At 65.4% G+C, this 24,173-nt stretch carries 23 protein-coding genes; 9 read left to right on the plus strand and 14 right to left on the minus strand.

Features of this window, described 5'->3' with window-relative positions:
• Positions 1–335: 335 nt before the first annotated feature.
• Both flhA and AB7531_RS36515 read left to right on the plus strand, forming a co-directional pair.
• Positions 336–2,477 (plus strand): flagellar biosynthesis protein FlhA, encoded by a 2,142-nt coding sequence (gene flhA / locus AB7531_RS36510; RefSeq protein ID WP_063985393.1) that lies wholly within the window; start codon positions 336–338, stop codon positions 2,475–2,477.
• Positions 2,478–2,772: 295 nt separating this feature from the next.
• A complete protein-coding gene (locus tag AB7531_RS36515) occupies positions 2,773–2,976 on the plus strand; it encodes a hypothetical protein (RefSeq protein WP_014497685.1) in 204 nt (67 codons plus the stop codon).
• A 270-nt stretch (positions 2,977–3,246) separates the two neighbouring features.
• Here AB7531_RS36515 and AB7531_RS36520 read toward each other — a convergent pair whose 3' ends face one another.
• The 6 genes from AB7531_RS36520 to fliI all read right to left on the minus strand — a co-directional run bounded on the left by AB7531_RS36520 (position 3,247) and on the right by fliI (position 9,429).
• Positions 3,247–4,467, minus strand: a complete 1,221-nt coding sequence (locus tag AB7531_RS36520) for an NAD(P)/FAD-dependent oxidoreductase (protein WP_231144259.1) — start codon at positions 4,465–4,467, stop codon at positions 3,247–3,249.
• A gap of 115 nt (positions 4,468–4,582) precedes the next feature.
• A complete protein-coding gene (locus AB7531_RS36525; protein WP_063985395.1) occupies positions 4,583–5,542 on the minus strand; it encodes a helix-turn-helix transcriptional regulator in 960 nt (319 codons plus the stop codon).
• Positions 5,543–5,737: 195 nt separating this feature from the next.
• Positions 5,738–6,799, minus strand: a complete 1,062-nt coding sequence (locus tag AB7531_RS36530) for an anti-sigma factor (protein ID WP_063985396.1) — start codon at positions 6,797–6,799, stop codon at positions 5,738–5,740.
• Positions 6,800–6,836: 37 nt separating this feature from the next.
• Positions 6,837–7,382: a sigma-70 family RNA polymerase sigma factor gene (locus AB7531_RS36535; RefSeq protein WP_063985397.1), complete on the minus strand. Its 546-nt coding sequence runs from the start codon at positions 7,380–7,382 to the stop codon at positions 6,837–6,839.
• A gap of 180 nt (positions 7,383–7,562) precedes the next feature.
• Positions 7,563–7,982 carry a flagellar export protein FliJ gene (gene fliJ / locus AB7531_RS36540; protein WP_008138882.1) on the minus strand — a complete coding sequence of 140 codons (420 nt, stop codon included), beginning with the start codon at positions 7,980–7,982 and terminating at the stop codon, positions 7,563–7,565.
• A 121-nt stretch (positions 7,983–8,103) separates the two neighbouring features.
• On the minus strand, positions 8,104–9,429 hold the full coding sequence (fliI, locus tag AB7531_RS36545) for a flagellar protein export ATPase FliI (protein WP_038936482.1): 1,326 nt from the start codon (positions 9,427–9,429) through the stop codon (positions 8,104–8,106).
• A 431-nt stretch (positions 9,430–9,860) separates the two neighbouring features.
• Between fliI and ctrA the strand changes: the two genes are divergently transcribed.
• The 4 genes from ctrA (at position 9,861) to AB7531_RS36565 (ending at position 12,767) form a co-directional block, all read left to right on the plus strand.
• Positions 9,861–10,562 (plus strand): response regulator transcription factor CtrA, encoded by a 702-nt coding sequence (ctrA, locus tag AB7531_RS36550; protein ID WP_008138878.1) that lies wholly within the window; start codon positions 9,861–9,863, stop codon positions 10,560–10,562.
• A 169-nt stretch (positions 10,563–10,731) separates the two neighbouring features.
• Positions 10,732–11,136, plus strand: a complete 405-nt coding sequence (locus tag AB7531_RS36555; RefSeq protein ID WP_014497691.1) for a DUF350 domain-containing protein — start codon at positions 10,732–10,734, stop codon at positions 11,134–11,136.
• 1 nt (position 11,137) lies between these two features.
• Positions 11,138–11,521 carry a hypothetical protein gene (locus AB7531_RS36560; protein ID WP_063985398.1) on the plus strand — a complete coding sequence of 128 codons (384 nt, stop codon included), beginning with the start codon at positions 11,138–11,140 and terminating at the stop codon, positions 11,519–11,521.
• A gap of 85 nt (positions 11,522–11,606) precedes the next feature.
• On the plus strand, positions 11,607–12,767 hold the full coding sequence (locus AB7531_RS36565) for a glutathionylspermidine synthase family protein (RefSeq protein WP_231144257.1): 1,161 nt from the start codon (positions 11,607–11,609) through the stop codon (positions 12,765–12,767).
• Positions 12,768–12,823: 56 nt separating this feature from the next.
• On the opposite strand, the gene AB7531_RS36570 is transcribed toward AB7531_RS36565, so the two are convergent.
• The 7 genes from AB7531_RS36570 to chpT all read right to left on the minus strand — a co-directional run bounded on the left by AB7531_RS36570 (position 12,824) and on the right by chpT (position 20,264).
• Positions 12,824–13,267: a hypothetical protein gene (locus tag AB7531_RS36570; RefSeq protein ID WP_231144256.1), complete on the minus strand. Its 444-nt coding sequence runs from the start codon at positions 13,265–13,267 to the stop codon at positions 12,824–12,826.
• A 294-nt stretch (positions 13,268–13,561) separates the two neighbouring features.
• Positions 13,562–14,434, minus strand: coding sequence for a CheR family methyltransferase (locus tag AB7531_RS36575; protein ID WP_063979740.1), 873 nt, complete (start codon positions 14,432–14,434; stop codon positions 13,562–13,564).
• Positions 14,431–15,618: a protein-glutamate methylesterase/protein-glutamine glutaminase gene (locus tag AB7531_RS36580; RefSeq protein ID WP_063979739.1), complete on the minus strand. Its 1,188-nt coding sequence runs from the start codon at positions 15,616–15,618 to the stop codon at positions 14,431–14,433. The genes AB7531_RS36575 and AB7531_RS36580 overlap by 4 nt, the downstream gene beginning before the upstream one ends.
• 74 nt (positions 15,619–15,692) lie before the next feature.
• Positions 15,693–16,058 (minus strand): response regulator, encoded by a 366-nt coding sequence (locus tag AB7531_RS36585; RefSeq protein ID WP_007600538.1) that lies wholly within the window; start codon positions 16,056–16,058, stop codon positions 15,693–15,695.
• A 72-nt stretch (positions 16,059–16,130) separates the two neighbouring features.
• A complete protein-coding gene (locus AB7531_RS36590) occupies positions 16,131–16,604 on the minus strand; it encodes a chemotaxis protein CheW (protein ID WP_063979738.1) in 474 nt (157 codons plus the stop codon).
• A gap of 27 nt (positions 16,605–16,631) precedes the next feature.
• On the minus strand, positions 16,632–19,415 hold the full coding sequence (locus AB7531_RS36595; protein ID WP_231144255.1) for a hybrid sensor histidine kinase/response regulator: 2,784 nt from the start codon (positions 19,413–19,415) through the stop codon (positions 16,632–16,634).
• 195 nt (positions 19,416–19,610) lie between these two features.
• A complete protein-coding gene (gene chpT / locus AB7531_RS36600; RefSeq protein WP_063985400.1) occupies positions 19,611–20,264 on the minus strand; it encodes a histidine phosphotransferase ChpT in 654 nt (217 codons plus the stop codon).
• Positions 20,265–20,434: 170 nt separating this feature from the next.
• On the opposite strand from chpT, the gene AB7531_RS36605 reads away from it, so the two are divergent.
• Positions 20,435–21,265 carry a 3'(2'),5'-bisphosphate nucleotidase CysQ family protein gene (locus tag AB7531_RS36605; RefSeq protein ID WP_187387813.1) on the plus strand — a complete coding sequence of 277 codons (831 nt, stop codon included), beginning with the start codon at positions 20,435–20,437 and terminating at the stop codon, positions 21,263–21,265.
• A gap of 8 nt (positions 21,266–21,273) precedes the next feature.
• Here AB7531_RS36605 and AB7531_RS36610 read toward each other — a convergent pair whose 3' ends face one another.
• Positions 21,274–21,759: a YHS domain-containing (seleno)protein gene (locus tag AB7531_RS36610; protein ID WP_063986679.1), complete on the minus strand. Its 486-nt coding sequence runs from the start codon at positions 21,757–21,759 to the stop codon at positions 21,274–21,276.
• A 139-nt stretch (positions 21,760–21,898) separates the two neighbouring features.
• On the opposite strand from AB7531_RS36610, the gene AB7531_RS36615 reads away from it, so the two are divergent.
• Entirely contained in the window at positions 21,899–22,504 is a 606-nt protein-coding gene (locus AB7531_RS36615) for a DUF1134 domain-containing protein (RefSeq protein ID WP_028151234.1), read from the plus strand.
• Positions 22,505–22,724: 220 nt separating this feature from the next.
• Positions 22,725–24,023: a hypothetical protein gene (locus tag AB7531_RS36620; protein ID WP_063985401.1), complete on the plus strand. Its 1,299-nt coding sequence runs from the start codon at positions 22,725–22,727 to the stop codon at positions 24,021–24,023.
• Positions 24,024–24,173 lie beyond the last annotated feature (150 nt).

Raw genomic sequence — 24,173 nt, forward strand, 5'->3', positions numbered from 1 at the left:
TCGGCGCCAAACGCTTCCACAGCGTCATGGCCGGGCTCGTCCCGGCCAACCACGGCTTCGGCCGCGCAGGCGGGACAAGCCCGGGCATGACGACTTCGTCCCTGCCAGGTGCCCGAAACACCCCGGTCTGACCTCCTGCCGCACCCTGCGTTAACCCTTTGCTAACCATACACCCGGCAAGAATTGCCGGGTGAAGTCGAGTGTCGTCAGCCGCGTAGAACGGGAGGTCCCCCGTGGACGCCAGTGCGGTGCCTCACTTTCGAAACGGCGGCCCTTCGGCCGCCGCGCAGACATTTGGGGCGCGCGGACGGCAGTCGCGCGGGGGAGCAGCTACCATGGTCGACGTCACCGCGGGACAGGGCGTAGGCAGCACGAACGCCGGCTTCCCGACCCTCACCGAGATCGGCAACATCCTCAAGCGCGGCGATATCGCGCTGGCACTCGGCGTCCTCACCATCCTGGTGGTGCTGATCCTGCCGCTGCCCGCGATCGTGCTCGACCTGTTCCTAGCGATCTCGATCACGCTCTCGATCCTGATCCTGATGACGTCGCTGTTCATCCAGGCGCCGCTGGAATTCTCCGCCTTCCCGACCGTCCTCCTGATCTCGACCATGCTGCGCCTGTCGCTGAACATGGCCTCGACCCGCCTGATCCTGTCGCACGGGCACGAGGGCACGGATGCCGCCGGTCACGTCATCGAAGCCTTCGGCAGCTTCGTGATGGGCGGCAATTTCGTCATCGGTATCATCGTCTTCGCCATCCTGATCATCGTCAACTTCGTCGTCATCACCAAGGGTTCGGGCCGTATCGCCGAAGTCGCCGCCCGCTTCCACCTCGACGCCATGCCCGGCAAGCAGATGGCGATCGACGCCGATCTCTCCGCCGGCCTGATCGACGAGAAGGTCGCCAAGCAGCGGCGCAAGGACCTCGAGGACGAGAGCGGCTTCTTCGGCGCCATGGACGGTGCCTCCAAATTCGTCCGCGGCGATGCCATCGCGGGCCTTTTGATCGTCTTCATCAACATCGTCGGCGGCATGATCATCGGTGTCGCGCAGCAGGGCCTCTCCTTCGCCGATGCCGGGCGCAGCTACACGCTGCTGACCGTTGGTGACGGCCTCGTCACCCAGGTGCCGGCGCTGATCGTTTCGACCGCGGCCGGCCTGCTCGTCTCCAAGGCCGGCGTGTCCGGCGCCGCCGACAAGGCGCTGATGAAACAGTTCTCCGGCTATCCGCAGGCGCTGGCGATGTCCGCGGCGGTCATGCTGGTGCTGGCGGCGCTGCCGGGTATCCCGACCATCCCCTTCCTGGCGCTCGGCGGCGGCGCCGGTGCGCTCGCCTGGCACGCCCGCAACCGCAACCGGGCGACTGCCAGGGCTGACGAAGTTGCAAAGACCGCATCCGCTCCGGGAACGCCGGGTTCACCTGGCGCCGCTGCGGCCGAAGAGCCGATCTCCGCCGCGCTCAAGATCGACGATCTCAAGATCGAGCTCGGCTATGCGCTACTGCCGCTCGTCAACGGGCCTGATGGCACCGACCGCCTCACTGAGCAGATCAAGGCGCTGCGCCGTTCGCTCGCCATCGAGATGGGCTTTGTGATGCCCGCGGTGCGTATCCTCGACAACGTCCAGCTCGAAGCCAACACCTACATCATCAAGATCAAGGAGGTCGACGCCGGCACCGGCAAGATCTGGCCGAACCAGTTCATGGTCATGGACCCCGGCGGCAGCCAGGTGCAGGTGCCCGGCATCCACACCACCGAGCCGACCTTCGGCCTGCCCGCAACCTGGGTCGATGCCAGCCTCAAGGAAGAAGCCTCGCTCAAGGGCTACACCGTCGTCGACGCCGCGACCGTGCTCTCGACCCACCTCACCGAGCTGCTCAAGGCCAACATGTCGGACCTGCTCTCCTATGGCGAGGTGCAGAAGCTGCTCAAGGAGCTGCCGAAGGAGCAGGGCGAACTGGTCAAGGACATCGTGCCGGGCCAGGTCACGGTCTCCGGCATCCAGCGCGTGCTGCAGCTGCTGCTCGCCGAGCGCATCTCGATCCGCGACCTCTCGACCATCCTGGAAGGCATCGCCGACTCGCTCGCCTTCTCGCGCAATCCCGCGACCATGGTCGAGCATGTCCGCGCCCGCCTCGCGCGGCAGATCTGCGCGCAGAACACCTCCTACAGCGGCTATCTGCCGCTGATCGCGCTGTCGGCGCGGTGGGAACAGGCCTTCGCCGAATCCATCATCGGCCAGGGCGAGGAACGCAGCCTCGCGATGCAGCCCTCGAAGCTGTCGGAATTCATGACCGGCGTGCGCGAGGCCTTCGAGCGCGCCGCGCGCGAAGGCGAGGCGCCGGTGCTGGTCACGTCTGCGGCAATTCGTCCCTTCGTACGCTCCCTCGTCGAGCGGTTCCGGGCCCAGACGACGGTGCTGTCGCAGGCTGAAATCCACCCCAGGGCGAGATTGAAAACGGTCGGAAGCATCTGATTTGCCTTAAGAAGCCGTATGTTTTTGGGCCACAGGCAAATGGTTTTTGAGTTCCTGGCGCCTTGTCGACCAAATGCAAACAAGGCGCCTCGCAAGCACATTACACCTTTGAAATAATTATATAATCGCACGATTGCGGGGTCGCTTTCGATCGCGATCTTTCACGTCCTGTCACGCTCTTGTGATCGCCCCTTGGGAACGAATCCCCCCAATACTAGGTTGTTGGGGACCGGAAGCATGAACCTCCCCCAACAGGGTAGCGACTACTTCGGGTAGATGGCGGCAGGAGCCTTCCATGAACCACTCGATTTACAGCGCCGATCGCTCGACCCACTTGAAAATCGTGGTCGTAGCCCTCGTCGCCGGCATCGCGGTGGCAGGCTTCGGCATCACGGCGGCGCGCACGGGTTCGGACGAAGGTCTGACCCAGACCGCCCGCGTCATCAAGGCCGGCAAGCCGGTTGTTATCACCAGCTCGAACGCATCCCTCGTTCGATAAGGAGATTTGACGAGTTTTGTGAATTCACGCGGCTCTTTACCAGCCCCCCAAAGTCGCCACGTGGATATGTAGACGACCCCAACCCCAAGTCGACTACGGAAAGCGCCCGCCCCCCACGGGCGCTTTCTCATGTCTGGGGTACCTCGTCATTGCGAGCGTAGCGAAGCAATCCAGACTGTCGCCGCGGAAAGATTCTGGATTGCTTCGCTACGCTCGCAATGACGGAGCAATTGGCACAGCCGCGATCCTCCAACCAGCCCCGATCAAAATCTACCGCGCCCCATAAGTCGGCGGCGGCGCCTGGACCGTCGGTGCTGCCGCAGCGAAGAGCTCGGCCTTGCTACCGGTGAGCGGCGGGTAGATGCGCTTGCAGTTGATGGTCTGCTTGGTCGCCTTTGCGGCCGCGCCAGTGGTGCGAACCTCGCGATCCCACCCTTCGGTATAGAGCGCGCCCCAGCCGCCGAGGTCGAGCACGGTCACGTAACAATCGATGCGCAGCGGCAGCATCGGCAGGCCCGCCAGATCGGCTACGACGTTGTGACCGGCGAAGCGGCCCATGGGACGGGCGAACTGGCAGGACATCACCGTCGGGTGCAGTCCATCGACCACGCTCGAGGCGACGTCGCCGGCGGCGAACACGCCCGGCACATCGGCCACCCGCATGAAAGGATCGACCAGCAGGCGGCCGAGGCGATCGCGCGCGCCCGCGAAGCTCTCGGCCAGCCGGCTCGCGCGCATCCCGGCGCACCAGATCACGGTTTGCGCCGGGATGAACTCGCCCGAGCTCAGGTGCATGCCGGCGGCCTCGACGGACACGACGCGCACGCCAAGCCGCGTCTCGACGTCGAGCGAGGCCAATGCCGTCTCGATGACGGGACGCGCATGCGCGCCGATGGTGGCGCCGACCGCAGGGTTGGGATCGACCAGGACGATGCGGCGGCTGCCGGTGATGCCGACGCGCGCCAGCCTGTCCGGCATCTCGGCCGCCACCTCGATGCCGGTGAATCCGGCGCCGACCACCACGACAGTCGAGCGCCCCGGCGAGGGCGCGCTGTGTCCGAGCGAGACGAGATGATTTTCGAGGATGAGCGCGGCGGCATAGGTATCGACATCGAAAGCATGCTCGGCAAGGCCGGGGATGGCGGGACGCATCACTTCGCTGCCGAGCGCCAGCACCAGGCGGTCGTAGCTCAGCGTCTCCTCGCCCCCGCTCGTGACGAGAGAAATCTCGCGCCGTGCCGGGTCGATGGCTTCGACCTCGCCAATGCCATGAGTGACGCCGATCGGATCGAGCAGTTGCGGCAACGGCAGTGCGACCTCGCTAAGGTCGGCCTCGTAATTGCGCACCCGGATGTTGTGATAGGGATTGCGATCGACGACACGGATCTCGACGTCACGGCCGGCCGCGCCGATCTCGTCGCGCTTGCGCGCGGCGCCGATGGCCGCCCATAGACCCGCAAACCCCGCGCCGAGCACGACGATACGCGCCATGTCCGTTTACTGCTTTGTCCAAGAATTCCGGCGGCCTGCCCGCGCAGGCAGATATAGCTCATTCGACCGGATCGACCAACTGCGGCGGCGCCGCTCCGCTGCATAAAATCGCGGCTCAGGTCTCGCGCAGCTCCGATGGCGTCGCGCCGAAACGCTTGCGGAAGGCGCGGTTGAAATAGGACAGGTCGGAGAAACCCGAGGAATGCGCGATGTCACTGATCTTGCGCGCCCTCGCGCGGGGATCGCCGAGCAGCTTGCGCGCCAGCACCAGGCGCTGCTCCAGCACGAATTCGGTGAAGGTCGTGCCGGCCTGCTCGAACAAGCGTTGCGCCTGGCGCGGGCTGAGCCCTGAGCGCGTCGCGATCTCGGACAGGCAGAGATCGTTGCGGCCGAGCGCGGCCATCACGTCGGCACGCATGAGATCGAGACGGGCCGCCGCATGTCCGCGACCGCGCGCGAGGCTTGCATGCTCCGCATCGGTGCCGAGCAGCAGACCGACGAGATCGATCACGTGCTGCGCGGTCAGGCGCTGGCCGACGGCGTCGAGATGCGGCGCGTGATTGGCGGCGAGTGCGTGGTAGCGGAAGATCGTCTCGGCCACCGCGCCATCCGAGAGCACTTGCGACAGCTTGTCCTCGGCACGCGGATTGATGTCGAGCAGCGCGCGGCGCGGCATGCGGATGCTGGTGAAGCGATCTTCCTGGGTGTGGCCGACGGTGCCGGTGACGCCCATGTCGATGAGCACCATCTGCGCGGGCGCAAGCTCGACGGTGTGGCCGTTCTGCCCGACGCGGACAAGACCCGCATGCGCGGCGATCAGGACCAGATCGTCGCTGCCGTCGGCAAGATGGCTCTGCGTGCGCGAATATTGCGCGGAGGCACCTTCGGGAATTGCCAACGCGATATTGTCGACCACGCTGACCTGGAGCCGGCAATCGATGCTGTCGCCATGGCTCGGCCCGACGTCGAGACCGCAGGGACCGAAGGCCCGCTCGCGCCAATGTTCGAAGGCCGGACCATGCGGAAGGCCCGCATATTGGTGGACGAAGATGCCCGGCGTCTTAGCTGCATCCATCTGACTTCTAGCCCCTTTTCCGGCGCCATGATGTGCGGCGCCGACTGCAAATTCCGGGCATTTGACGCCGTGGATTGCGGGGAGGTTCAACGCGGGAGTGGATTCGGCGGGACTTGTCGGGGTGCGACGGCTGGACGGACCTTGGCGACGGTCGAGCGCCGTGTGCGCTCCATCCGGGCTACGGCGCCACGACACCTACTTCTTCGCGGGCGCCTGCGGCTGAGACGGCGGCACGGTCTCGATCAGCTTGCCGGAAAACACCGGAGCCGAGGTCGGCTGGCCGTTGGGCGAGCCGCCGGCCTGCTCGACGGTGACGGCGTAGGTCGCACCGTTGACGACCTCGGGATCGAAGGAGCCGAGCACCGGGCGCGCGGTGAAATCGCCCGCGCCGATCACGCCGAGCGAGCGCGGACGCGGCAGCTTGTCGGAGATCAGCCAGAGCTCGAAGCTCTTGCCGGCCTCCGGAGTCGCGCCCACCTTGCGCACGGTGAAATTCCGCGTCGCGCCGTCGACGGTGAGGATGAAGGCGGGACCGCCGCCCTGGCCCTGCAACAGCGCGACATATTGCGCAGCAGCCGTGAGCGGCGCCGCCGGCGTCTTCACTTCCACCGTCTGGATGCGCGGCGCCGGGCGCAAGCCGCCCGGCAGCGCATCGGGCTGGAAGATCTGAAGCGACAGCGTCACCAGCAGTGCAGCCGCAAGCGCGCCCACCGCGGAGGCGATCGTGCGCCAGCGTTTCACGCGGCCCTCGAGCCGGATGACATTGCTGTTGTCGGCGACCGGCGCCGGCGGCGCGCGCGCGACGTCAGGATCGGGTGCATGGACCTGCGGCATGAATATCGGCGCGATGTCGGGAAGCGCATCGGGTGCCGGCCGCGCCGTCCCGGGCTGCTCTGCTTCGGAAGGCTGCAGCTCCGATTGCGGCACGGCGTCCGGCGCCAGCTCAGGCGGTGCAGCTTCGATCGAGGAGGACTCGGGCACAGGTGGCGGCGGCGGCGAAGCTTCCGGCGCAGGCGTCTCCTGCGCAAAGTCCGTCCGCGCAAGCTCGGACCGGATGTTCTCCCACACGATCGGACGCGGCTCGACCGAGCCGACCATCTGGTTGAGGACGCCGAGCCGGTAAGCCCAGGCCTGCACGACATCGGCGAACGCCTTGTCCACGGCCATCATGGTCTCGACCTGCGCGCGCTCATCGGCGTCGAGCGTACCGAGCGCATATTCCGCGGCGAGCGCGATATGGTCCTCCGTGTAGGCCATCACTTCCAGTCCAGAACCACCCTCACAATGCGAGCCCTCATAGTCCGAGGCACTCGCGGATATCCAACATGCTGCGCCGGAGCCACGTCTTCACCGTGTTGACGGGCGCGGCGAATTTTTCCGCCAATTGCTCGCGGCTCCAGCCGTTGTAATAGGCGAGAAGCACGAGCCTCTGACGATCCGGCTCGAGCCGGCCGATGCATTCCAGGAGCCGCTTCAACTCCTCGGTCATCTCCCTCCGCGCCAGCGGATCGGGGCTGTCGGCAGCGACTTCCATTGCCTGCGGCTCTTCCTCGATAGAGACTTCCGTCTTCTTGCGCACGATGTCGATGGCGCGGTTGCGCGCGATCGATGCCATCCATGTGATCGGTGACGACAAGGCCGGATTGAACTGGCCGGCGCCGTTCCAGATCTTGACGTAGGTCTCCTGAATGACCTCCTCTGCGAGATCCTGTCGGCGCAAGATACGGAGCACAACGCCGTAGAGTTTCGCGCGCGTGGCGACGTAGAGGCGCTCGAACGCGGCCTGATCGCCCCTGGCGACCGCCTCAATCAGCCCGACCAGCTCTGCTGGCGTCAGCATTCAGCCCCCCACACACGGCCTGTCGCGTTCGGCGCAGGCCCTGGCACTCCGCTACCATAGCGCGCGGCAAAGCCCATCACCAAGGGGCGGCGCGCCACACTGTGGATAGCAAACGCGAAACCCGGACCTTGCGGGTCCGGGTTCGACGAATTCTCGGCTGTTGGACCGCTGGCTGCGTCGTCAGGCGACGGCGCCGATGCGGGCGCGCATCAGGCCGATGCTGTCGAGGTCGGCCTGCTCGCGGGCGTTTTCTTCGGCGCGCTCGCGGGCCTGGTCACGCTCGTCGAGGAGCTCGACCTTCTTCAGTTCCTCGAAGGCTTCGGCCAGCGCGGCCTTGGCTTCGTCGAGCTGGCCCTTCAGTTCGTCGGCCGAGCGGGTCAGGTTCTCACGGCGCTGAATCGCGGCCTTGGCATAGGTCGGATAAGCGAAGTGCGAGGGATCGTTGATCCCGGCACGCTCCTGCTCGGTCGTGATCTCGCGTTCAAGATCGGTCGACATCCGCTGGAAGTCGGCGATCATGGTCTCGATCTGGGTGACCCGGCGGCGCTTCTCGTCGACCTGAAATTTCTTCAGGCGGATGAGGGTATCACGTGACTTCATCGACTCATACTCCCCAGAAGTCCCCTGGCTGCACGTGGGACGTCACCGGTCTCCCCACAGGCCCGATTGAGGCCAAGACCGGCTCTGCTACTCTGTGAGAGCGGATGATGACCTGACAAAGTTAGCGTTCCGTTTCCAAATCACCGAGGATTTGCGCCAACTGGCGGTAGCCGTCCGCCAGTGATGCATTTTCGTCCTTGCGCTGGCGAAGGAACGCCTCCAGCGGCTCGTGCAGCCGGATCGCCTCGTCCACCTCGGGGCTGGAGCCGGCCCGGTAGGCCCCGAGCCGGATCAATTCCTCCATGTCGGCATAGGTCGCCATCACCTGGCGGGCCCGCTGGATGGTCGGCCAGAACTGCGGATCGGCCGATTTCGGCATGGTGCGGGAGACGGATTTGAGGATGTTGATGGCGGGGTAGCGGCCGCGCTCTGCGATCGAGCGCTGCATCACGATATGGCCGTCGAGGATGCCGCGGACGGCATCCGCAATCGGCTCGTTATGGTCGTCGCCGTCGACCAGCACCGTGAAGATCGCGGTGATCGCCCCCTCGCCCAGGCCCGGCCCCGCGCGCTCCAGAAGCTTCGGCAGCTCGGTGAACACGGTCGGCGTATAGCCCTTGGCGGTCGGCGGCTCGCCGGCGGACAGGCCGATCTCGCGCTGGGCCATGGCGAAGCGCGTCACCGAGTCCATCAGGCACAGCACGTCCTTGTCCTCGTCGCGGAAATATTCGGCCACCGCGAGCGTCAGATAGGCGGCCTGGCGCCGCATCAGCGCCGGCTCGTCCGAGGTCGCGACCACCACGACCGAGCGCGCCAGGCCCTCCTCGCCGAGATCGTCCTGCAAAAATTCCTGGACCTCGCGGCCGCGTTCGCCGATCAGCCCGATGACGCTGACCGCGGCATCGACGTTGCGCGCGAGCATCGACAGCAGCACCGATTTGCCGACGCCGGACCCTGCGAAAATGCCCATGCGCTGGCCGCGGCAGCAGGTGAGGAACGTGTTCATCGCACGCACGCCGAGATCGAGCGGGGCGCCGACGCGCTTGCGCGAATGCGCCGGCGGCGGCGAATTGCGGTATGGCATCGGCGCCGGGCCCTGCGGCAATGGCCCCTTGCCGTCGATCGGCTCGCCCAGCGCGTTGACGACGCGGCCGAGCCAGGCCGACGACGGACGCACTTGATTGGCCGCATTGGCGATGACGGCCTTGCAGCCGCGGCGCACCCCGTCCAGGCCGGCGAACGGCATCACGACAGCGTTGTTGCCGGAGAAGCCGATCACCTCGCAGGGAATGGAACGGTTCGCGCCGGTTTCGATCACGAGCCGCGCACCGACCGACATCGCGTGAATGGGTCCGGCCACTTCGACCATCAGGCCGCGAACGCCGACCACACGGCCATAAATGTTGACGCCGTCGATGTCGCCGATCTGTTCGGCAAGAGCCTTCATCAGGGGCGCGCCTTTAATAAGAGGACCTTCATAAGGTGATCGCCTCCGATCCCGGGCTTCATGGCGAAAGACTTAAGTTTCGCCATATTTCTGAACGGCGCTTAACTTCGTGTTTACCCGCATCGTTAATCATTGCGTCACTGTCTTTGTGACTGAGCGTGACTCCCCTTCAGAAGAAGGCTGAGTCGCGGGAGTCGGTTAGGCCCGTCTCTTAAAGTGGAACTTGAACGATACGGGGTGACGAAAGCTGCTTCGCGCGCAAGACCTTAGGGCGATTCGACAAAAATTGCACCGGGGGGACTTGCGTTCCAGAATCAGAGTTTGTTAACCATCTGTTGTCAGGATCCGAATCAGTTGTTCAAAGGCGTTTTGTTGAGTGCCGCGAATGCGGCCGACCTGACGCCCAGGAGCGGCGACTATGGGGAACTGGCATGCGCGTTTTGCTGATTGAAGATGACAGCGCCGTCGCGCAGTCGATCGAGCTGATGCTGAAGTCTGAGAGCTTCAACGTCTACACGACCGATTTGGGGGAAGAAGGCGTCGATCTCGGTAAGTTATACGATTACGACATTATTCTTCTCGACCTCAACCTGCCCGACATGTCCGGCTACGACGTGCTCAAGCAGCTCCGGGTCTCCAAGATCAAGACACCGATTCTGATCCTCTCCGGCCTCGCCGGCATCGAGGACAAGGTCAAGGGTCTCGGCGTCGGCGCCGACGACTACATGACCAAGCCCTTCCACAAGGACGAGCTGGTGGCCCGCATCCACGCGATCGTGCGCCGCTCCAAGGGTCACGCCCAGTCGGTCATCCAGACCGGCGACCTCGTCGTCAACCTCGACACCAAGACGGTGGAAGTCGGCGGCCAGCGCGTGCATCTGACCGGCAAGGAATACCAGATGCTGGAGCTCCTCTCGCTCCGCAAGGGTACGACCCTCACCAAGGAAATGTTCCTCAACCATCTCTATGGCGGCATGGACGAGCCCGAGCTGAAGATCATCGACGTCTTCATCTGCAAGCTCCGCAAGAAGCTCGCCAACGCTTCCGAGGGCCGCAACTTCATCGAGACCGTGTGGGGCCGCGGCTATGTGCTGCGCGAGCCGCACGAGCACGAAGAGCGCATTCCCGCCTGATCACTAAGTTTACGTCGCGAGCCCCCGGGGCTCGCTCCTCCCAGCCTGGACCCCGCCGCAAATGGCGGGGTTTTGTTTTTTGGGACGCCAACGCGGCCTCATCGTCCTTGCGCCATTGAACCGCTATCCTCCCCCCGCCGACGAATGGTCGCTGCACGATGGGGGAACGATGATCCTGCAATCACTGGCCGGCCTGCCCGCCTTCCTGGTCTATTTCTGCACCGGCCTGATCGCGATCGTGGCGTATCTGTTCGTCTACACCCGCATCACCCCGCACAACGAGTTCCAGCTCATCCGCGACAACGAGCCGGCCGCCGCGATCGCGCTCGGTCTCAGCCTGCTCGGCTTCGTGGCGCCATTGGTCAGCGCGATCGCGCATTCGGCCAATGTGCTGGACTGCCTGATCTGGGCGGTCATCGCGTTGATCGTGCAGATCATCGTGCTCTTTCTGGTGAAGGTCCCGGTGCCGAACCTGTCGGCGCGGATTGCCGCAGGCGAGCTTGCGCCGGCGATCTGGCTCGGGCTGTCCTCCCTCGCGGCGGGCCTGTTGAACGCCGCCTGCATGATCTACTGACATGGCCAAACCCTCCAAAAAGGAGTTCGGCAAGCGCCGGCCGGCGCCCGTGGCGCCGCCATCGGGGCCGCCGGTGAAGCGCTCCGGCCATGTCGCGCTGCTGGTGATGGGCACGATCGCGGTCGGCACCACCGCCTACACGCTGATGCCGCGGCAGCACTGCGAGCCCTCGCCAGGAGCCGTGCCGGGCCAGACGACCACGACGTGCAGCAGTAGCAGCAGTTCATCGGGCGGCAGCAGCTCGCGCTGGTCGTCGCGATCGAGCTTCTTCAGCAGCGATTCCTCGAGCCATTCCTCATCGGGCACCTCTTCGGACTCAGGCTCCAGCAGCGTGAGCCGTGGCGGCTTCGGCTCGTTCGGCCATGGCTTCTCGGGCGGCGGCTAGCGCATGATCCGGAAAAGCGGCCACCGATTTTCCCTCGCGACAAACGCGGAACGCGTTTGCGCGGAGATCATGCGCAGGAAATAACATGCGACGCATCGTCTGCCCCGAGCGCGACGACTGGCGGCAGACCGCCGAACAATGCGGCTTCGCCTTCCACACCATCGACGGCGAACGCTATTGGGACGAGAGCGCCTATTACGCCTTCACGCTCGACGAGATCGAGCGCGGCATCGAGACGCCGACAGCCGAGATCGACGCGATGTGCATCGAGCTTGCCGGCCGCGTGATCGGTGACGAGCGCTATCTGCGACGCTTGAAGATTCCGGAGGCATTCTGGAGCTTGATCGCCGAGAGCTGGGAGCGCGACGACCGCAGCCTCTATGGCCGGCTCGATCTGAAGTTCGACGGACAGTCGCCTGCAAAGCTGCTCGAATACAACGCGGATACGCCGACCTCGATTTTCGAGGCTGCGGTGTTTCAATGGACCTGGCTCGAACAGGCGATCGAACGCCGCATCATTCCGGCGCGCGCCGACCAGTTCAACTCCATCCACGAGCGGCTGATCGCGGCGTGGAAGGAGATTGCCGCAGGCCGCCATGTCCATCTCACCGGCACCACCGGCAACGAGGAAGACGCCGGCACGCTCGCTTATCTCGAGGACACCGCGCGCCAGGCGGGGCTCTCGACCAGACTGCTCGACATCGAGGAGATCGGCTGGCGCGACGAGCCTGGCGGCTTCGTCGATCTCGACGACGGCGACATCGCGCTCGCCTTCAAGCTCTATCCCTGGGAATGGATGTTCCACGACGCCTTCGGCGCCAAGCTGATGAGTGCGCCGACACGCTGGATCGAGCCGCCGTGGAAGGCGGTGCTCTCCAACAAGGGCATTTTGCCGCTGCTCTGGGAGATGTTTCCGAACCATCCCAATCTGCTGCCGGCCTTCTTCGAGGACGACGCGCGGGCAGCCGAGCTCGGCAGCTCCTACGTCCGCAAGCCGCTGCTGTCGCGCGAAGGCGCCAATGTCACGCTGGTGTCCGGAGGCACGCCGCTCGACGAGCAGGCAGGCCCCTACGGCGCAGAAGGTTTCGTGCGGCAGGCGCTGTCGCCGCTGCCGAATTTCTCGGGCTTCTATGTGGTGGTGGGAAGCTGGCTGGTGAACCACGAGCCATGCGGCCTGTCGATCCGCGAGGACGAGAGCCCGATCACCGGCAACCGCTCGCGGTTTCTGCCGCATGGGATTTTGTGAAATGCGCTCGCGACCTCATCGGAACGGGACGCGAGCGCAGAGACTTGCGTGCTTACTCAGGGTGTCTTGACGATGAATCTCCCGTCGTAGAGGCCCGCGCCCTTGAAGCCGGCTTGCGCACTTTCGAAGCCGCCCGTGCCCGTCGCGTTTGCATACGCCCCGGTGCCCGACAGGATCGTGTATTCGCCTTTCGCCCGACCATCCTTGATCGCGCCGGCGTAGCGCGCCGTGATCGAGGATCCGTCGTCGAAGGTGTAGGTGCTGTAGCCGTAGATGGGTCCTGAGCCCTTGATCAGGTCGGCGGAGTGGACGAAGTCCTTCACCGCAACGCGGCCGTCCTTGAAGAAGGCAACGCCAAACATTTTGCCAGACATGACCGTCTGACCTTCGACGTTCGCGACCTCGGTGACCTTTAAGTCCATCGGCTTGGTGACAAGCTTGAATTCGAGGACCTGCTCGCCAGCGAGAGCAGTGGCGGGCAACGAAAGCGCCGCGAACAAGAAATACGAGGCACAAGACATTCGCATGGTATGTCCTCCTCAGTACAATTCATGATGGAATGAAATCCCGCCTCGGTTCGGCGGGACCATCGCCAGCATAGCACAACCGTCAGATGCTGATCAGGGCCGCGATTGCATTGCATCGCGGCACGAGCTCTATTGCGCGGTAGTCGAGTAATCCGCAATGCTCAAACGCGTGTGAAGCGTCACGCACTCTGACGGAACGATATCCGCCAGTTGTTGCCGATCATTCGCGACGACGGCGTTCAGTGAGATTGCCTGTCGTTCGGCGAATCACCTCGCCGCTGCGATTTTCAGCGGCTGCGGCATCAATCCGCCCATCGGACGGCCGGAGCGCGCGGGATTGAGCTGATAGAGACCGCGGCGCTCGGTGATCGGGCGGAACGCGTCGGTGATGCCGACGACGGATTCGGCGGCGCCAAGCAGCAGCGTACCGTCGGCTTCCAGTCCCTTCGCCATGCGCTCGAAGATCACGGCCTTGGTGTCCTGGTCGAAATAGATCAGAACGTTGCGGCAGAAGATCACGTCGAACGTGCCGAGATGGGAGAAGTCCTGCAACAGATTGAGCTGACGGAACTGCACCATCGCGCGAATGTCGGCATTGAGCTGCCAGAGCTCGCCGACTTGCGTGAAGTATTTCATCAGGTGCTGGATCGGCAGGCCGCGCTGCACCTCGAACTGGCTGTAGATGCCAGCCCTGGATTTCTCCAGCACCTCCTGCGACAGATCGGTGGCGACGATCTCGATGCGCCAGCCGGCGAAGGCCGCGCCCATCTCCTTCACGCACATCGCGATCGAATAGGGCTCCTGCCCGGTCGACGAGGCCGCCGACCAGATGCGGAGCGACCTGCGCGCCGCGCGCGCCTGGAGCAGGCCCGGCAGGATGGTTTCGCGCAGATGATCGAACGGGATCTTGTCGCGGTAGAAGAAGGTCTCGTTGGTGGTCATCGCTTCGACCACGTCGGTCGCAAGCCGGCCGTCGCCGTTCCTGATCTTCAGCACGAGATCGGGAATCCCGGGCAAGCTCGCCTTGCGGGCAAGCGGCAGCAGCCGGCTCTCGACGAGATACTGCTTGTCGGCGGAGAGATCGAGGCCGGAGCGCTCTTTCAGGAACTTGCGCAGATATTCGTAGTCAACCGGCGTCACGAGCGGTCTCCCGCGAACAGGCGGTTGACCTTGGCGCCGATCTGGTTGAGCGGCAGGATCGCCGCGCAGATGCCGGCATTGGCCGCCGCGCCCGGCATGCCCCAGACCACACTGGAGGCTTCGTCCTGCGCGATCACGTTGCCGCCGGCGGCGACGATGTCCTTGCCGCCGCGCATGCCGTCCGAGCCCATGCCCGTCAGGATCACCGAGAGGATGTTACCGTGCCAGATGTCGATGGCGGAGGTGAACAGCGGATCGACCGCGGGCTTGCAGAAATTGACGGCGGGACCGTCGTCGAGCGCGATCGCCGCGTCAGCGCCGCTGCGCACGACACGCATGTGCTTGCCGCCGGGCGCGAGGTAGATCCGTCCCGGCTTCACCGGCTCGCCGTCGACCGCCTCGGCCGCCGGCTTGCGGCTCGCGCGCGCCAGGTGCTCGGCGAGAATGGTGGTGAAGGTCGGCGGCATGTGCTGGGTGATCAGCACCGGGAAGCGGTCGATCACCGGGCCGAGCTCGGTGACGAGCGCCATCAGCGCCTGCGGACCGCCGGTCGAGGAGCCGATCAACAGCACCTTCGGTGCGTGGGCCGAGAACGGGCGCGTGGACAGCACCCCAGACGACGGCGCATGCAGGGTCGGTGCGGGCGCGGCGGGCCGCACGACAGCCGGCGCACGTGCAGCCGGGGTCGCTGGCGCCAGCGGCGGGCTCGCGACTGCGGGCCTGCGGCGCAGCCGCGCGCCGAGGTGACGGATCTTCTGGATCAGGTCGTGATGAAAGATGTCCGCGGCCGACGCTTCGCGTGTCGACTCCGGCTTCGGAATGTAGTCCGCCGCACCGAGCGACAGCGCCTTGAAGCTGATCTCCGCGTTACGGCGGGTCAGCGTCGAGGCCATGATGATGACGAGATCGCGCTTCTTCGCCAGCAGTTGCGGCAGCGCCGAGATGCCGTCGAGCTCGGGCATTTCGATGTCGAGCACGGCAACGTCGGGATTGATGCGTTCGAGCTGGTTGACCGCCTCGAGCCCGGTGCGCAGCGAGGCCGCGACCTCCATGTCATGCTCGGCACCGATCCAGCGCGAGATCAGACCGCGTATGACGACCGAGTCGTCGACGACCATCACCCGCAGCGGCCCGGCGTCGCGCGACGGACCCGTGGTCGAATTACCTGCGAACGCAACACTCATTACTCACCAACTCAGACTGAAACGGTTCAGTTGAAACAATCGCCGAAGGATCCGTTCAGCCTCCGGATGTTCGCTCAGATAAGCCCGACTTCCTGGAATTTCGCCGTCACGATGTCCTTGTCGAAGGGCTTCATGATGTATTCATTGGCGCCGGCGTGCAGCGCACGGGCGATGTGCGCGACGTCGTTCTCGGTGGTGCAGAACACCACCTTGGGCTGGTCACCGCCGGGCATCCGCCGGAGATGGCCAAGGAATTCGTAGCCGTCCATGACCGGCATGTTCCAGTCAAGCAGCACGGCATCGGGCAAGCCGCGCTTGCAGGCCTCCAGTGCCTTCTCACCGTCCTCGGCTTCGAGAATCTGGAAGTCGAGGCCCTCCAGGATCCGGCGCGCAACCTTGCGGATGACGCTGGAATCATCAACGACGAGACAAGTGCGCATGTGAACCTCTGCTTCCTACCCCCTTGTGGGGATACTTCCAATTGCGAGTCCGTCGGCGGCGATGCCGCCGTATCAGGCCGCCATCATCTCGGGCGCGAGCTCGAGGACGCGATCGACGTCGAGGACGACCATGAGCTGGCCGTCGAGGCGGTGGACGCCGCCGGCGAGCTTGGCCATGCGGGGATCGAGGTTGACGGGGTTCTCTTCCATGCCGGCCTCGGCAAGCCGCAGCACTTCGCCGATCTGGTCGATCAGGAGGCCGTAGGATTCACCGCGCAGGTCGACGCCGACCGCCATCGGGGTCTTGCCGTCCTCGGGCTTGGGCAGGCCGAGCCGGGCGCGCATGTCGACCACGGTGACGATGCGGCCGCGCAGGTTCAGCACGCCCGCGATCTCGCGCGAGGACAAGGGAACGCGGGTGACGCGCTCGGGCATGAACACGTCCTGGACGCGGGAGATCGGCAGGCCGAACAGCTGGCCGCCGATCATCGCGGTGACGTATTCGACCATGGCGCCTTCGCCGATCTGCGTCTTCTTGTTGCTCATAGCGGTATCTCCTGATCCCCAGTGCCGTTACGCCGCTGCCCGGCTCAGCTCGGAGGCGCCGGCGGCGCCCGCGGTCTGTTCCTTCAGCGCCGCGATCAGACCGGGACGGTCGAACTTGGCGACATAGTCGTGGAAGCCGGCCTGACGGCCGCGCTCGATCGCCGCCGGCGACACCAGCGCGGACAGGCCGATGATCGGCATCGCGCCCAGATTGGTGTCGGAGCGGATCACTTCGGCGAACTCGAACCCGTTCATGTCGGGCATCTCGATGTCGGTCAGGACCACGTCGAAGCTCTGCGCACGCAGTGCAGCCAGGCCCTCCTGCGCGGTCGGCGCGGTGCGGACGCGGTAGCCGGCCGCCTTCAGCACGGGGGCCAGCATGTTGCGGAAGAAGGCCGAGTCGTCGACCAGCAACACCGACTGCGAGTGCTGCGACGGCTTCATCTCCTTGCGGGTGAACCAGTCGGCGAACGCCATCGGCAGGAAGTGGCCGACGTCGATCACCTCGGTGGCCTGGCCCTTGATCACGGCCGAGCCGAGGATGCCGGAGGCGGAGCCGCCGACCTCGATGTTGAGCCGTTCCTCGACGATGTCGATGATCTCGTCGACGACGAGGCCCATGGAGCGGCCGTCGTCCGCAAACACCAGGATCGGCTGGGCGCCCTGGCTGGCGATGGTGACGCTCTCCATGGCGACGAGCGGCATCAGCTGCTCGCGGTACTGCACCATGTAGCGGCCGTTGCTGAACTCGATCTTGTCGGCCGGGAGCTCCTCCAGACGGGTGACGAGCCCGAGCGGGACTGCCTTGGGCTGGCTGGAGCCGGCGCGGAAGACGAGGAGCGAGGTGGTCTGCTCGCCACTTCCGATGTGATGCGCCCCGTTCTCGTCGCCCATGTCATGGGCCGAGGAGCCGGCGGCGCCGAGCGCCTTGGCAATGCCGTTGGGATCGATGATCATGATAACAGCGCCATCGCCCAGAATGGTGTTGCCGGAGAACATGTCGATGTGACGCAGCTTCGTCGACATCGGCTTGACCACGATCTCTTCGGTGTGGAACACGCCGTCGACGACGATGCCAAAGGTCTGGCTGCCGACCTGGGTCACGACGATAAAGCCGTTCTCGGGATCGGAGGCCGCGCCGTCGTCGATCTTCAAGAGCTTCTTGAGGTGGATCAGCGGCAGCAGCTTGTTGCGCAGGCGCAGGACGGCGGTGTCCTTGATACGCTCGATGCGGTGCTCGCTGTTGGCGCGGGCACGGACGAGCTCGACCACCGAGAGCTGCGGGATCGCGAAGCGGTCGCCGGCGGCCTCGACGATCAGCGCCGAGACAATGGCCAAGGTCAGCGGGATCTTGATGGTGACGGAGGAGCCCTCGCCGGCCACCGACTTGATGTCGATGGTGCCGCCGATCTGGTCGATATTGGTGCGCACCACGTCCATGCCGACGCCGCGGCCGGAGACCGAGGTGATGGCGGCCGCGGTTGAGAAGCCCGGCGCGAAGATGAACTTGTGGATCTGGGCTTCGCTCATCTTCTCGAGCTCGGCCTCGGTGACGAGACCGGAGGAGATCGCCTTGGCCTTGATCCTCTCGGTGTTGAGGCCGCGGCCGTTGTCGGCGATGCAGATGATGATGTGACCGCCCTCGTGATAGGCGGACAGGCGGATGGTGCCCTGCTCGCCCTTGCCGGACGCGAGCCGCTCGGCGGGGGTCTCCAGGCCGTGGTCGGCGGAGTTGCGCACCATGTGGGTGAGCGGGTCCTTGATCAGGTCGAGCACCTGGCGGTCGAGCTCGGTGTCGGCGCCGTGCATCTCCAGCTCGATCTGCTTGCCGAGTTCGCTCGACAGATCGCGGACGATGCGCGGCAGCTTCTGCCAGGCATTGCCGATCGGCTGCATGCGCGTCTTCATGACGCCTTCCTGCAGCTCGGCGGTGACGTTGGACAGGCGCTGCAACGGCACCTTGAACTCGGTGTCCTCGTTGCGGCGGGAGATCTCCAGCAGCTGGTTGCGGGTCAGGACCAGCTCGGAGACCATGGTCATCAGATGCTCCAGCGTATCCACGTTGACGCGGATCGACTGGTTGGCGATGCGGTCGCCTTCGGCGGCGCCCTCGTCGGCCATCGACTTCTTCGGCGCGGCCTTCTCCTTGGCGGGCTTCGCAGCTTCCTTGGCGGCGGGCGCGGGAGCTTCAGCAGCCGGCGCGGGCTCGGCCTTGGCGACAGGAGCCGGCGCTTCGATCGCGGTCTCGCGGAAGGCGCGCTCGAGCTCGTCGAGCGAGACTTCGCCCGGACGCAGCGGACGCTCTAGGGTCTGGTCGATCAGCGAACCCTGCGTCATCTCTTTGGCAGGTGCGGCCTTGGCTTCGGCCGGAGCTTCCGGCACCAGCGGCGGCGCTTCAGCAACGGGAGCAGCGCTGCCAGCCGCCATTGCGGCCATGCCCTGCTCAACCATCGCTTCCAGCTTGTCGATGAGATCGCGGTCGGTGCCCTCGGGCTCGGCTTCGGTCGCCTCGAGGCCTGCGAGGATCTCCTTGATGCGGTCGATCGAGGACAGGATCACCGTCACGGCCTGCCCCGTCACCGGCATGCCGTCGCGGAATTTGCCCATCAGCGTCTCGCCGGCATGTGCCAGCGCTTCAAGCCGCGGCAGGCCGAGGAAGCCGCACGTGCCCTTGATGGTGTGGACCAGGCGGAAGATGTTATCCAGGATCTTGGCGTTGTTCGGCTCCTGCTCGAACTTCACCAGCTGATTGTCGACGGTGTCCAGGCTCTCGCTGGTCTCCGTCAAAAACTCCCGCAACAGATCATCCATGAAAACAGGCCTTCATACAGGGAGGGCGCGCACGACTTGTGATGCGCCATTTCGGAATGGGGCCAGCTTCACCGCAAAGCGTTTAATAATGGTTGAGTATGTGCAAAAGAACGGAACCAACAAAGAGATAAGGCGCTCCGGACAAGCCGAAGCGCCTTGTAAAGATTCGATTAACGTTTGAGGGCGGCGGCGCGCTTACGACGCGGTAATGGTGATCGCTTCGCCCTCGTGCGCGAGCCTCACGGTGAGCCCGCAAGCCTCCGCCAACAGCCGCGTATAATAAGGCTGGATCGCGTGCGCATCCGCGGCCGGGCCGCGCTCTCCGCTCAGGAGCTCGGAGATGTTCTGCGGCAGGCGCGCATTATGACCGGTCGCGGTGACGCGGAAGCTCATGGTCTCGCCGTCACCGATCGGGTCGATCGTCAGCATGCCGCCGCGCGGGATCGTGTGCTGGGAAACAACCAGCATATTGAGCAGCAGCTTGACGCGATTCTTCGGCAGCAAGAGCCGCGGCAGATTCCAGGTGATCGAGCACTTGCCGTCCTCGATGTGGCCGCGCGCCATGGTCTGGGCATCGCCGAGGTCGATCTGCGCGCCGGACGAGCCGGCCGCGCCGAAGGCCAGGCGACAGAACTGGAGGCGGGCGGAGGCGGTTTTCGCGCTCTTGCGGATCAAATCGAGCGCGAACTCGCGATCCTCGGGCTTGGGATCGTCGTCGAGCACTTCGAGCCCATTGACGATGGCTCCGACAGGGCTGATGAGATCGTGGCAGACCCGCGAGCACAGGAGCGCGGCGAGTTCGAGCGCATCTGGAGCGGTAGCGGTACCGGGTGACGAAGCGTCAGACATAAAGGGTTCCTGGAATTGCACGGCGCGGACGCGGCGAATCACGCATGCTTGACGAATGCCGCAGGTTCTAACATTCGCAAGCCCGTGGCAGCTAGCTTGCGATCGGCTCGAAGCGGCCCTAAAGCCGCGGCGAATCAGTCGAGTAGGATGGAATTGCCGATGAATGAGGCATGCAGGTGAAACGGATCATCGACGGCCCGGCCGCCTCCCACCTGATGGAGCCGCTCACCGCGCTGGTGGTAAAGGCGGGCGAAGCGATCCTCGCGGTCAACCGCGCAGCGATGCGGGTCGACGGCAAGCAGGACGGCTCGCCGGTCACCGAGGCCGATCTCGCCGCCGACCGCATCATCGCTGACGGCCTGGCGCAGCTTGCGGGCGACGTGCCGACGTTGTCGGAAGAGCGGACCCAGCTCGCCTCGCCGCCATTCCGCGACAGCTTCTTCCTGATCGACCCGCTCGACGGCACCAAGGAGTTCGTCGCCGGCCGCGACGAGTTCACCGTCAACCTCGCCCTCGTGACCGAAGGCGTGCCGCTGCTGGGCATCGTAGCCGCGCCCGCACTCGGCCTGCTCTGGCGCGGCATCGTCGGCCGCGGCGCCGAGCGCGTCAGGTTCGACGGCGTGAACATCGGTGCTGCCGAACCGGTCCGCACCCGCACGCTGCCGACGCAGGGCGAGCCCTGGATCGCGGCGGTGAGCCGTTCCCATGGCGACCTCAGAAGCGAGGCGTTCATCGACGGCCGGCCCAATGCGGTCAGGAAGACGGTCGGCTCGGCGGTGAAATTCGGACGGATCGCAGAGGGCAGCGCCGACATCTATCCCCGCTTCGGACCCACTTGCGAATGGGATGTCGGGGCGGGCTGCGCGGTCGTGACGGCGGCAGGCGGCAAGGTCACCGACGGCAACGGTGGCGAGCTCCGATTCGGCCAGCGCGGCGACACCGGCTTCATCATCCCGGAGTTCATCGCCTGGGGCGATCCGCGGGCGGCAGGCTGCTACTGACTGAGCTGTTATTGACTAAGCTGATCCTGGAGCGCCGGCCAGCGCTTGCGTACCTCATAGAGGAAGCGCTCCGGGTCGGCGGCGAAGGCATCGCGATTGGCCTCCCGGCTGAACAGATAGAGCCGCTGCGCCGAAATCACGTAGAAGCGGGGATTGGCGGCGACGGCGACGCCGCGGGCGATGTCGGCCGGATCGTAGCCGCCGAACTGCGGTCCATAGATCTCGGGATGGGCCAGGAAGGACGCCCGGTTGCCCTCGTTGCGGAAACGCCAGACCGCGCCCCAGAGGTTCGCCTCGAACTCGGCCGTCCCCTGCACGGCCGCGCCATCGACGAAATAGGATACGGGGTCGAACCCCTCGATCGCCACGCCGCTGAAGCGGTTGACGACGATCCGCTCGGTGGTGGCGGCCTCGGCCGGCAAACCTGCGCAGGCGATCCAAATGCCCGCCAGCAGGCGGACGAGGAGGCGGATCAAGGCATTTCCGGGGCGCAAAGGGCTATCTTCCTGCCGTTGTGCCGTCATAGTTGCTGCGGATAACATCCGAGTCGAGGGGACATCCGGCGCAACCTAGAGCCGTGCCTGTTGGCGTCAGGTTAAGGAAGCGGCGGCATTCGATACCAGGGGTTCTTTTATGACTTTCGCATCACGCCTTGCTGCGGTCGCGCTTGCCGCGCTGGTCGGCTGGATCGTCCCGGCCTCCGCCCAGCAGCCGCCGCCGCCCAATTTGCCGCCGCCGCAGCGGAGCCCGTCACCCAGCACCTATGGGCCGGACGAACTCGTGACCGCCGGCCACCGCTTCTTCGGCAACGTCTCGCGCGGGCTCGCCTCGATCATCGAGAAGGCCGTCAGCCAGTGGGGCCTGCCCAACGGCTATATCCTGGGTGAGGAAGGGTCCGGCGCCTTCGTTGCCGGCCTGCGCTACGGCGAAGGCACGCTCTACACCAAGAACGCCGGCGACCTGCGCGTCTATTGGCAGGGCCCCTCGCTCGGCTTCGACTGGGGCGGCGACGGTGCGCGCACCATGACGCTGGTCTACAACCTGCCCGCCACCAACGCGATCTACCAGCGCTTCGCCGGCATCGACGGCTCGGCCTATATCATCGGCGGCTTCGGCATGACGGCGCTCACCGCCAACAACATCGTGCTGGTGCCGATCCGCTCGGGCCTCGGGCTACGGCTGGGCGCCAATATCGGCTATTTGAAATTCACCCCGCGCGCGACCTGGAACCCGTTCTAAAGCGCGATCGCGCTTTAGATTGTTGTTCGAGCATGATCTTTCCGGAAAGCCGCTGCGCACTTTGCGCTGACGCGGCCCTTCGGGCCCGGATCATGCTCTAGGGCTCCCTCCTCGGGTCCGATTCCGGATTCACGTTAACAACAGGGCGGGGCTGGCTTTTTGCCGGCCCGCCATGCATTGTCTTTGGTAAATTTTTCCTTGCTTTCGGAGTTCTGGCCCCATGGTCGAACCGATCATGTACCTGGCGATCGGCTTCCTGCTCTCGATGCTGTGCGGGCTTGCCATCGTGCCGCTGGTGCATAACCGCGCGGTCCGCCTGACCACGCGCCGGCTCGAGGCCGCCACGCCGCTCTCGATGGCCGAGATCCAGGCCGACAAGGACCAGCTCCGGGCCGAATTCGCCATGTCGGCGCGGCGGCTCGAGATGAGCGTCGACCAGCTCAAGAACAAGACCACGAGCCAGCTTGCCGAGCTCGGCAAGAAGAGCGACGCCATCAACCGCATGAAGATCGAGCTCGGCGAGAAGAACGCCACGATCTTCGCGCTGGAGGCGCGCGAGAAGGCGGTGAAGGAGCAGCTCCGCGCCACCGAAGAGGAATTCAGCGCCAAGACCGAGGCCCTGCGCGCCGCCGAGAACGCGCTGACCGACAAGCAGGGCGAGCTCGCAAAAATTAATTCCGAGCTGTCCGACCGCTCGATGATGGCGGAGAGCCGGCAGGTCGAGCTGGTCGCGGTGCGCGCGCAGATCGAGAACTTGAAAAATCGCGTCGGCGACGCCGAGAAGGAATTTGCCGCCACGCAGGCGCGGCTGACGCAGGAGCGGACCGAATCCGAGACCGCCTCCCGCGAGCTCGGCGATGCGCGCGGCCGTGTCGAGAATCTGAGCCAGCGCGTCACCGAGCTCGATCGCCAGCTGATCGTGCAGGTGAAAGAGGCCGAGATGCTGTCGGGCCGCGTCGCCGATCTCGAAGGCCGCCTCGCCACGCAGGGCAAGCTGCTCGCCGAGCGCGACTACGAGAACAACCAGCTCCGCCAGGCCAATGAGGGCAATGATCGCACCATCAAGGAGCTGCGCGTCGAGATCGCCGGCTTAAGCGGCGGCAAATCGTCGGCGGCGTTCGAATCGCTCCGCGCGGAAAAGACCGCGCTGGAGGAGCAGCTGCGCACCGCGCGCGACGAGCGCGCAAAACTCCAGCGCGACATCAATGCGATCCAGCAGCAGGCGGAGAGTTCCTGGGCGACCGAGCGCATGGAGAATGCATTGCTACGCGAACGCATCAACGACATCGCCGCCGAGGTCGCGAAGCTCGCGATGCAGCTCGAAGGCCCGAACTCGCCGATCGAGGCCCTGCTGGCGGCCGAGGCCGGCCAGCCCCCGAAACCGGCGCCCCGCCCGGCCAATGACGCCGCCGGCAATGGCGCGGCCGCAATCACCCTGCCCGAGGGCGGCGGAACGCTCGCCGAGCGCATCCGCGCGCTGCAGGCCCACGCCTCCCGCGCCCGCCAGCAGGGCGCATAAGCGGCCCAAACCACGGTTTCGCGCGCGAATCGCGTGATTGACGCAAGGTTTTCCGGCCTCGAGGCGCCTGGAAACTTGACACCTTTGGCCCGCACTTCTAAATCGCGGGCTCCGATGTGCCGGCCGGCCGAAAGTCCGGCCGTCGGCATG

Source organism: Bradyrhizobium sp. 63_E2_N1_3 (assembly GCF_052076005.1).
Lineage (GTDB): Bacteria > Pseudomonadota > Alphaproteobacteria > Rhizobiales > Xanthobacteraceae > Bradyrhizobium > Bradyrhizobium barranii.

What these genes read in the sequence shown, in the direction of transcription:
- flhA (WP_063985393.1), top strand. Translation starts at nt 336, where the DNA reads ATGGTCGACGTCACCGCGGGACAGGGCGTAGGCAGCACGAACGCCGGC.
- AB7531_RS36515 (WP_014497685.1), top strand. Translation starts at nt 2,773, where the DNA reads ATGAACCACTCGATTTACAGCGCCGATCGCTCGACCCACTTGAAAATC.
- AB7531_RS36520 (WP_231144259.1), bottom strand. Translation starts at nt 4,467, where the DNA reads ATGGCGCGTATCGTCGTGCTCGGCGCGGGGTTTGCGGGTCTATGGGCG.
- AB7531_RS36525 (WP_063985395.1), bottom strand. Translation starts at nt 5,542, where the DNA reads ATGGATGCAGCTAAGACGCCGGGCATCTTCGTCCACCAATATGCGGGC.
- AB7531_RS36530 (WP_063985396.1), bottom strand. Translation starts at nt 6,799, where the DNA reads ATGGCCTACACGGAGGACCATATCGCGCTCGCCGCGGAATATGCGCTC.
- AB7531_RS36535 (WP_063985397.1), bottom strand. Translation starts at nt 7,382, where the DNA reads ATGCTGACGCCAGCAGAGCTGGTCGGGCTGATTGAGGCGGTCGCCAGG.
- fliJ (WP_008138882.1), bottom strand. Translation starts at nt 7,982, where the DNA reads ATGAAGTCACGTGATACCCTCATCCGCCTGAAGAAATTTCAGGTCGAC.
- fliI (WP_038936482.1), bottom strand. Translation starts at nt 9,429, where the DNA reads ATGAAGGCTCTTGCCGAACAGATCGGCGACATCGACGGCGTCAACATT.
- ctrA (WP_008138878.1), top strand. Translation starts at nt 9,861, where the DNA reads ATGCGCGTTTTGCTGATTGAAGATGACAGCGCCGTCGCGCAGTCGATC.
- AB7531_RS36555 (WP_014497691.1), top strand. Translation starts at nt 10,732, where the DNA reads ATGATCCTGCAATCACTGGCCGGCCTGCCCGCCTTCCTGGTCTATTTC.
- AB7531_RS36560 (WP_063985398.1), top strand. Translation starts at nt 11,138, where the DNA reads ATGGCCAAACCCTCCAAAAAGGAGTTCGGCAAGCGCCGGCCGGCGCCC.
- AB7531_RS36565 (WP_231144257.1), top strand. Translation starts at nt 11,607, where the DNA reads ATGCGACGCATCGTCTGCCCCGAGCGCGACGACTGGCGGCAGACCGCC.
- AB7531_RS36580 (WP_063979739.1), bottom strand. Translation starts at nt 15,618, where the DNA reads ATGAGTGTTGCGTTCGCAGGTAATTCGACCACGGGTCCGTCGCGCGAC.
- AB7531_RS36585 (WP_007600538.1), bottom strand. Translation starts at nt 16,058, where the DNA reads ATGCGCACTTGTCTCGTCGTTGATGATTCCAGCGTCATCCGCAAGGTT.
- AB7531_RS36590 (WP_063979738.1), bottom strand. Translation starts at nt 16,604, where the DNA reads ATGAGCAACAAGAAGACGCAGATCGGCGAAGGCGCCATGGTCGAATAC.
- AB7531_RS36595 (WP_231144255.1), bottom strand. Translation starts at nt 19,415, where the DNA reads ATGGATGATCTGTTGCGGGAGTTTTTGACGGAGACCAGCGAGAGCCTG.
- chpT (WP_063985400.1), bottom strand. Translation starts at nt 20,264, where the DNA reads ATGTCTGACGCTTCGTCACCCGGTACCGCTACCGCTCCAGATGCGCTC.
- AB7531_RS36605 (WP_187387813.1), top strand. Translation starts at nt 20,435, where the DNA reads ATGCAGGTGAAACGGATCATCGACGGCCCGGCCGCCTCCCACCTGATG.
- AB7531_RS36615 (WP_028151234.1), top strand. Translation starts at nt 21,899, where the DNA reads ATGACTTTCGCATCACGCCTTGCTGCGGTCGCGCTTGCCGCGCTGGTC.
- AB7531_RS36620 (WP_063985401.1), top strand. Translation starts at nt 22,725, where the DNA reads ATGGTCGAACCGATCATGTACCTGGCGATCGGCTTCCTGCTCTCGATG.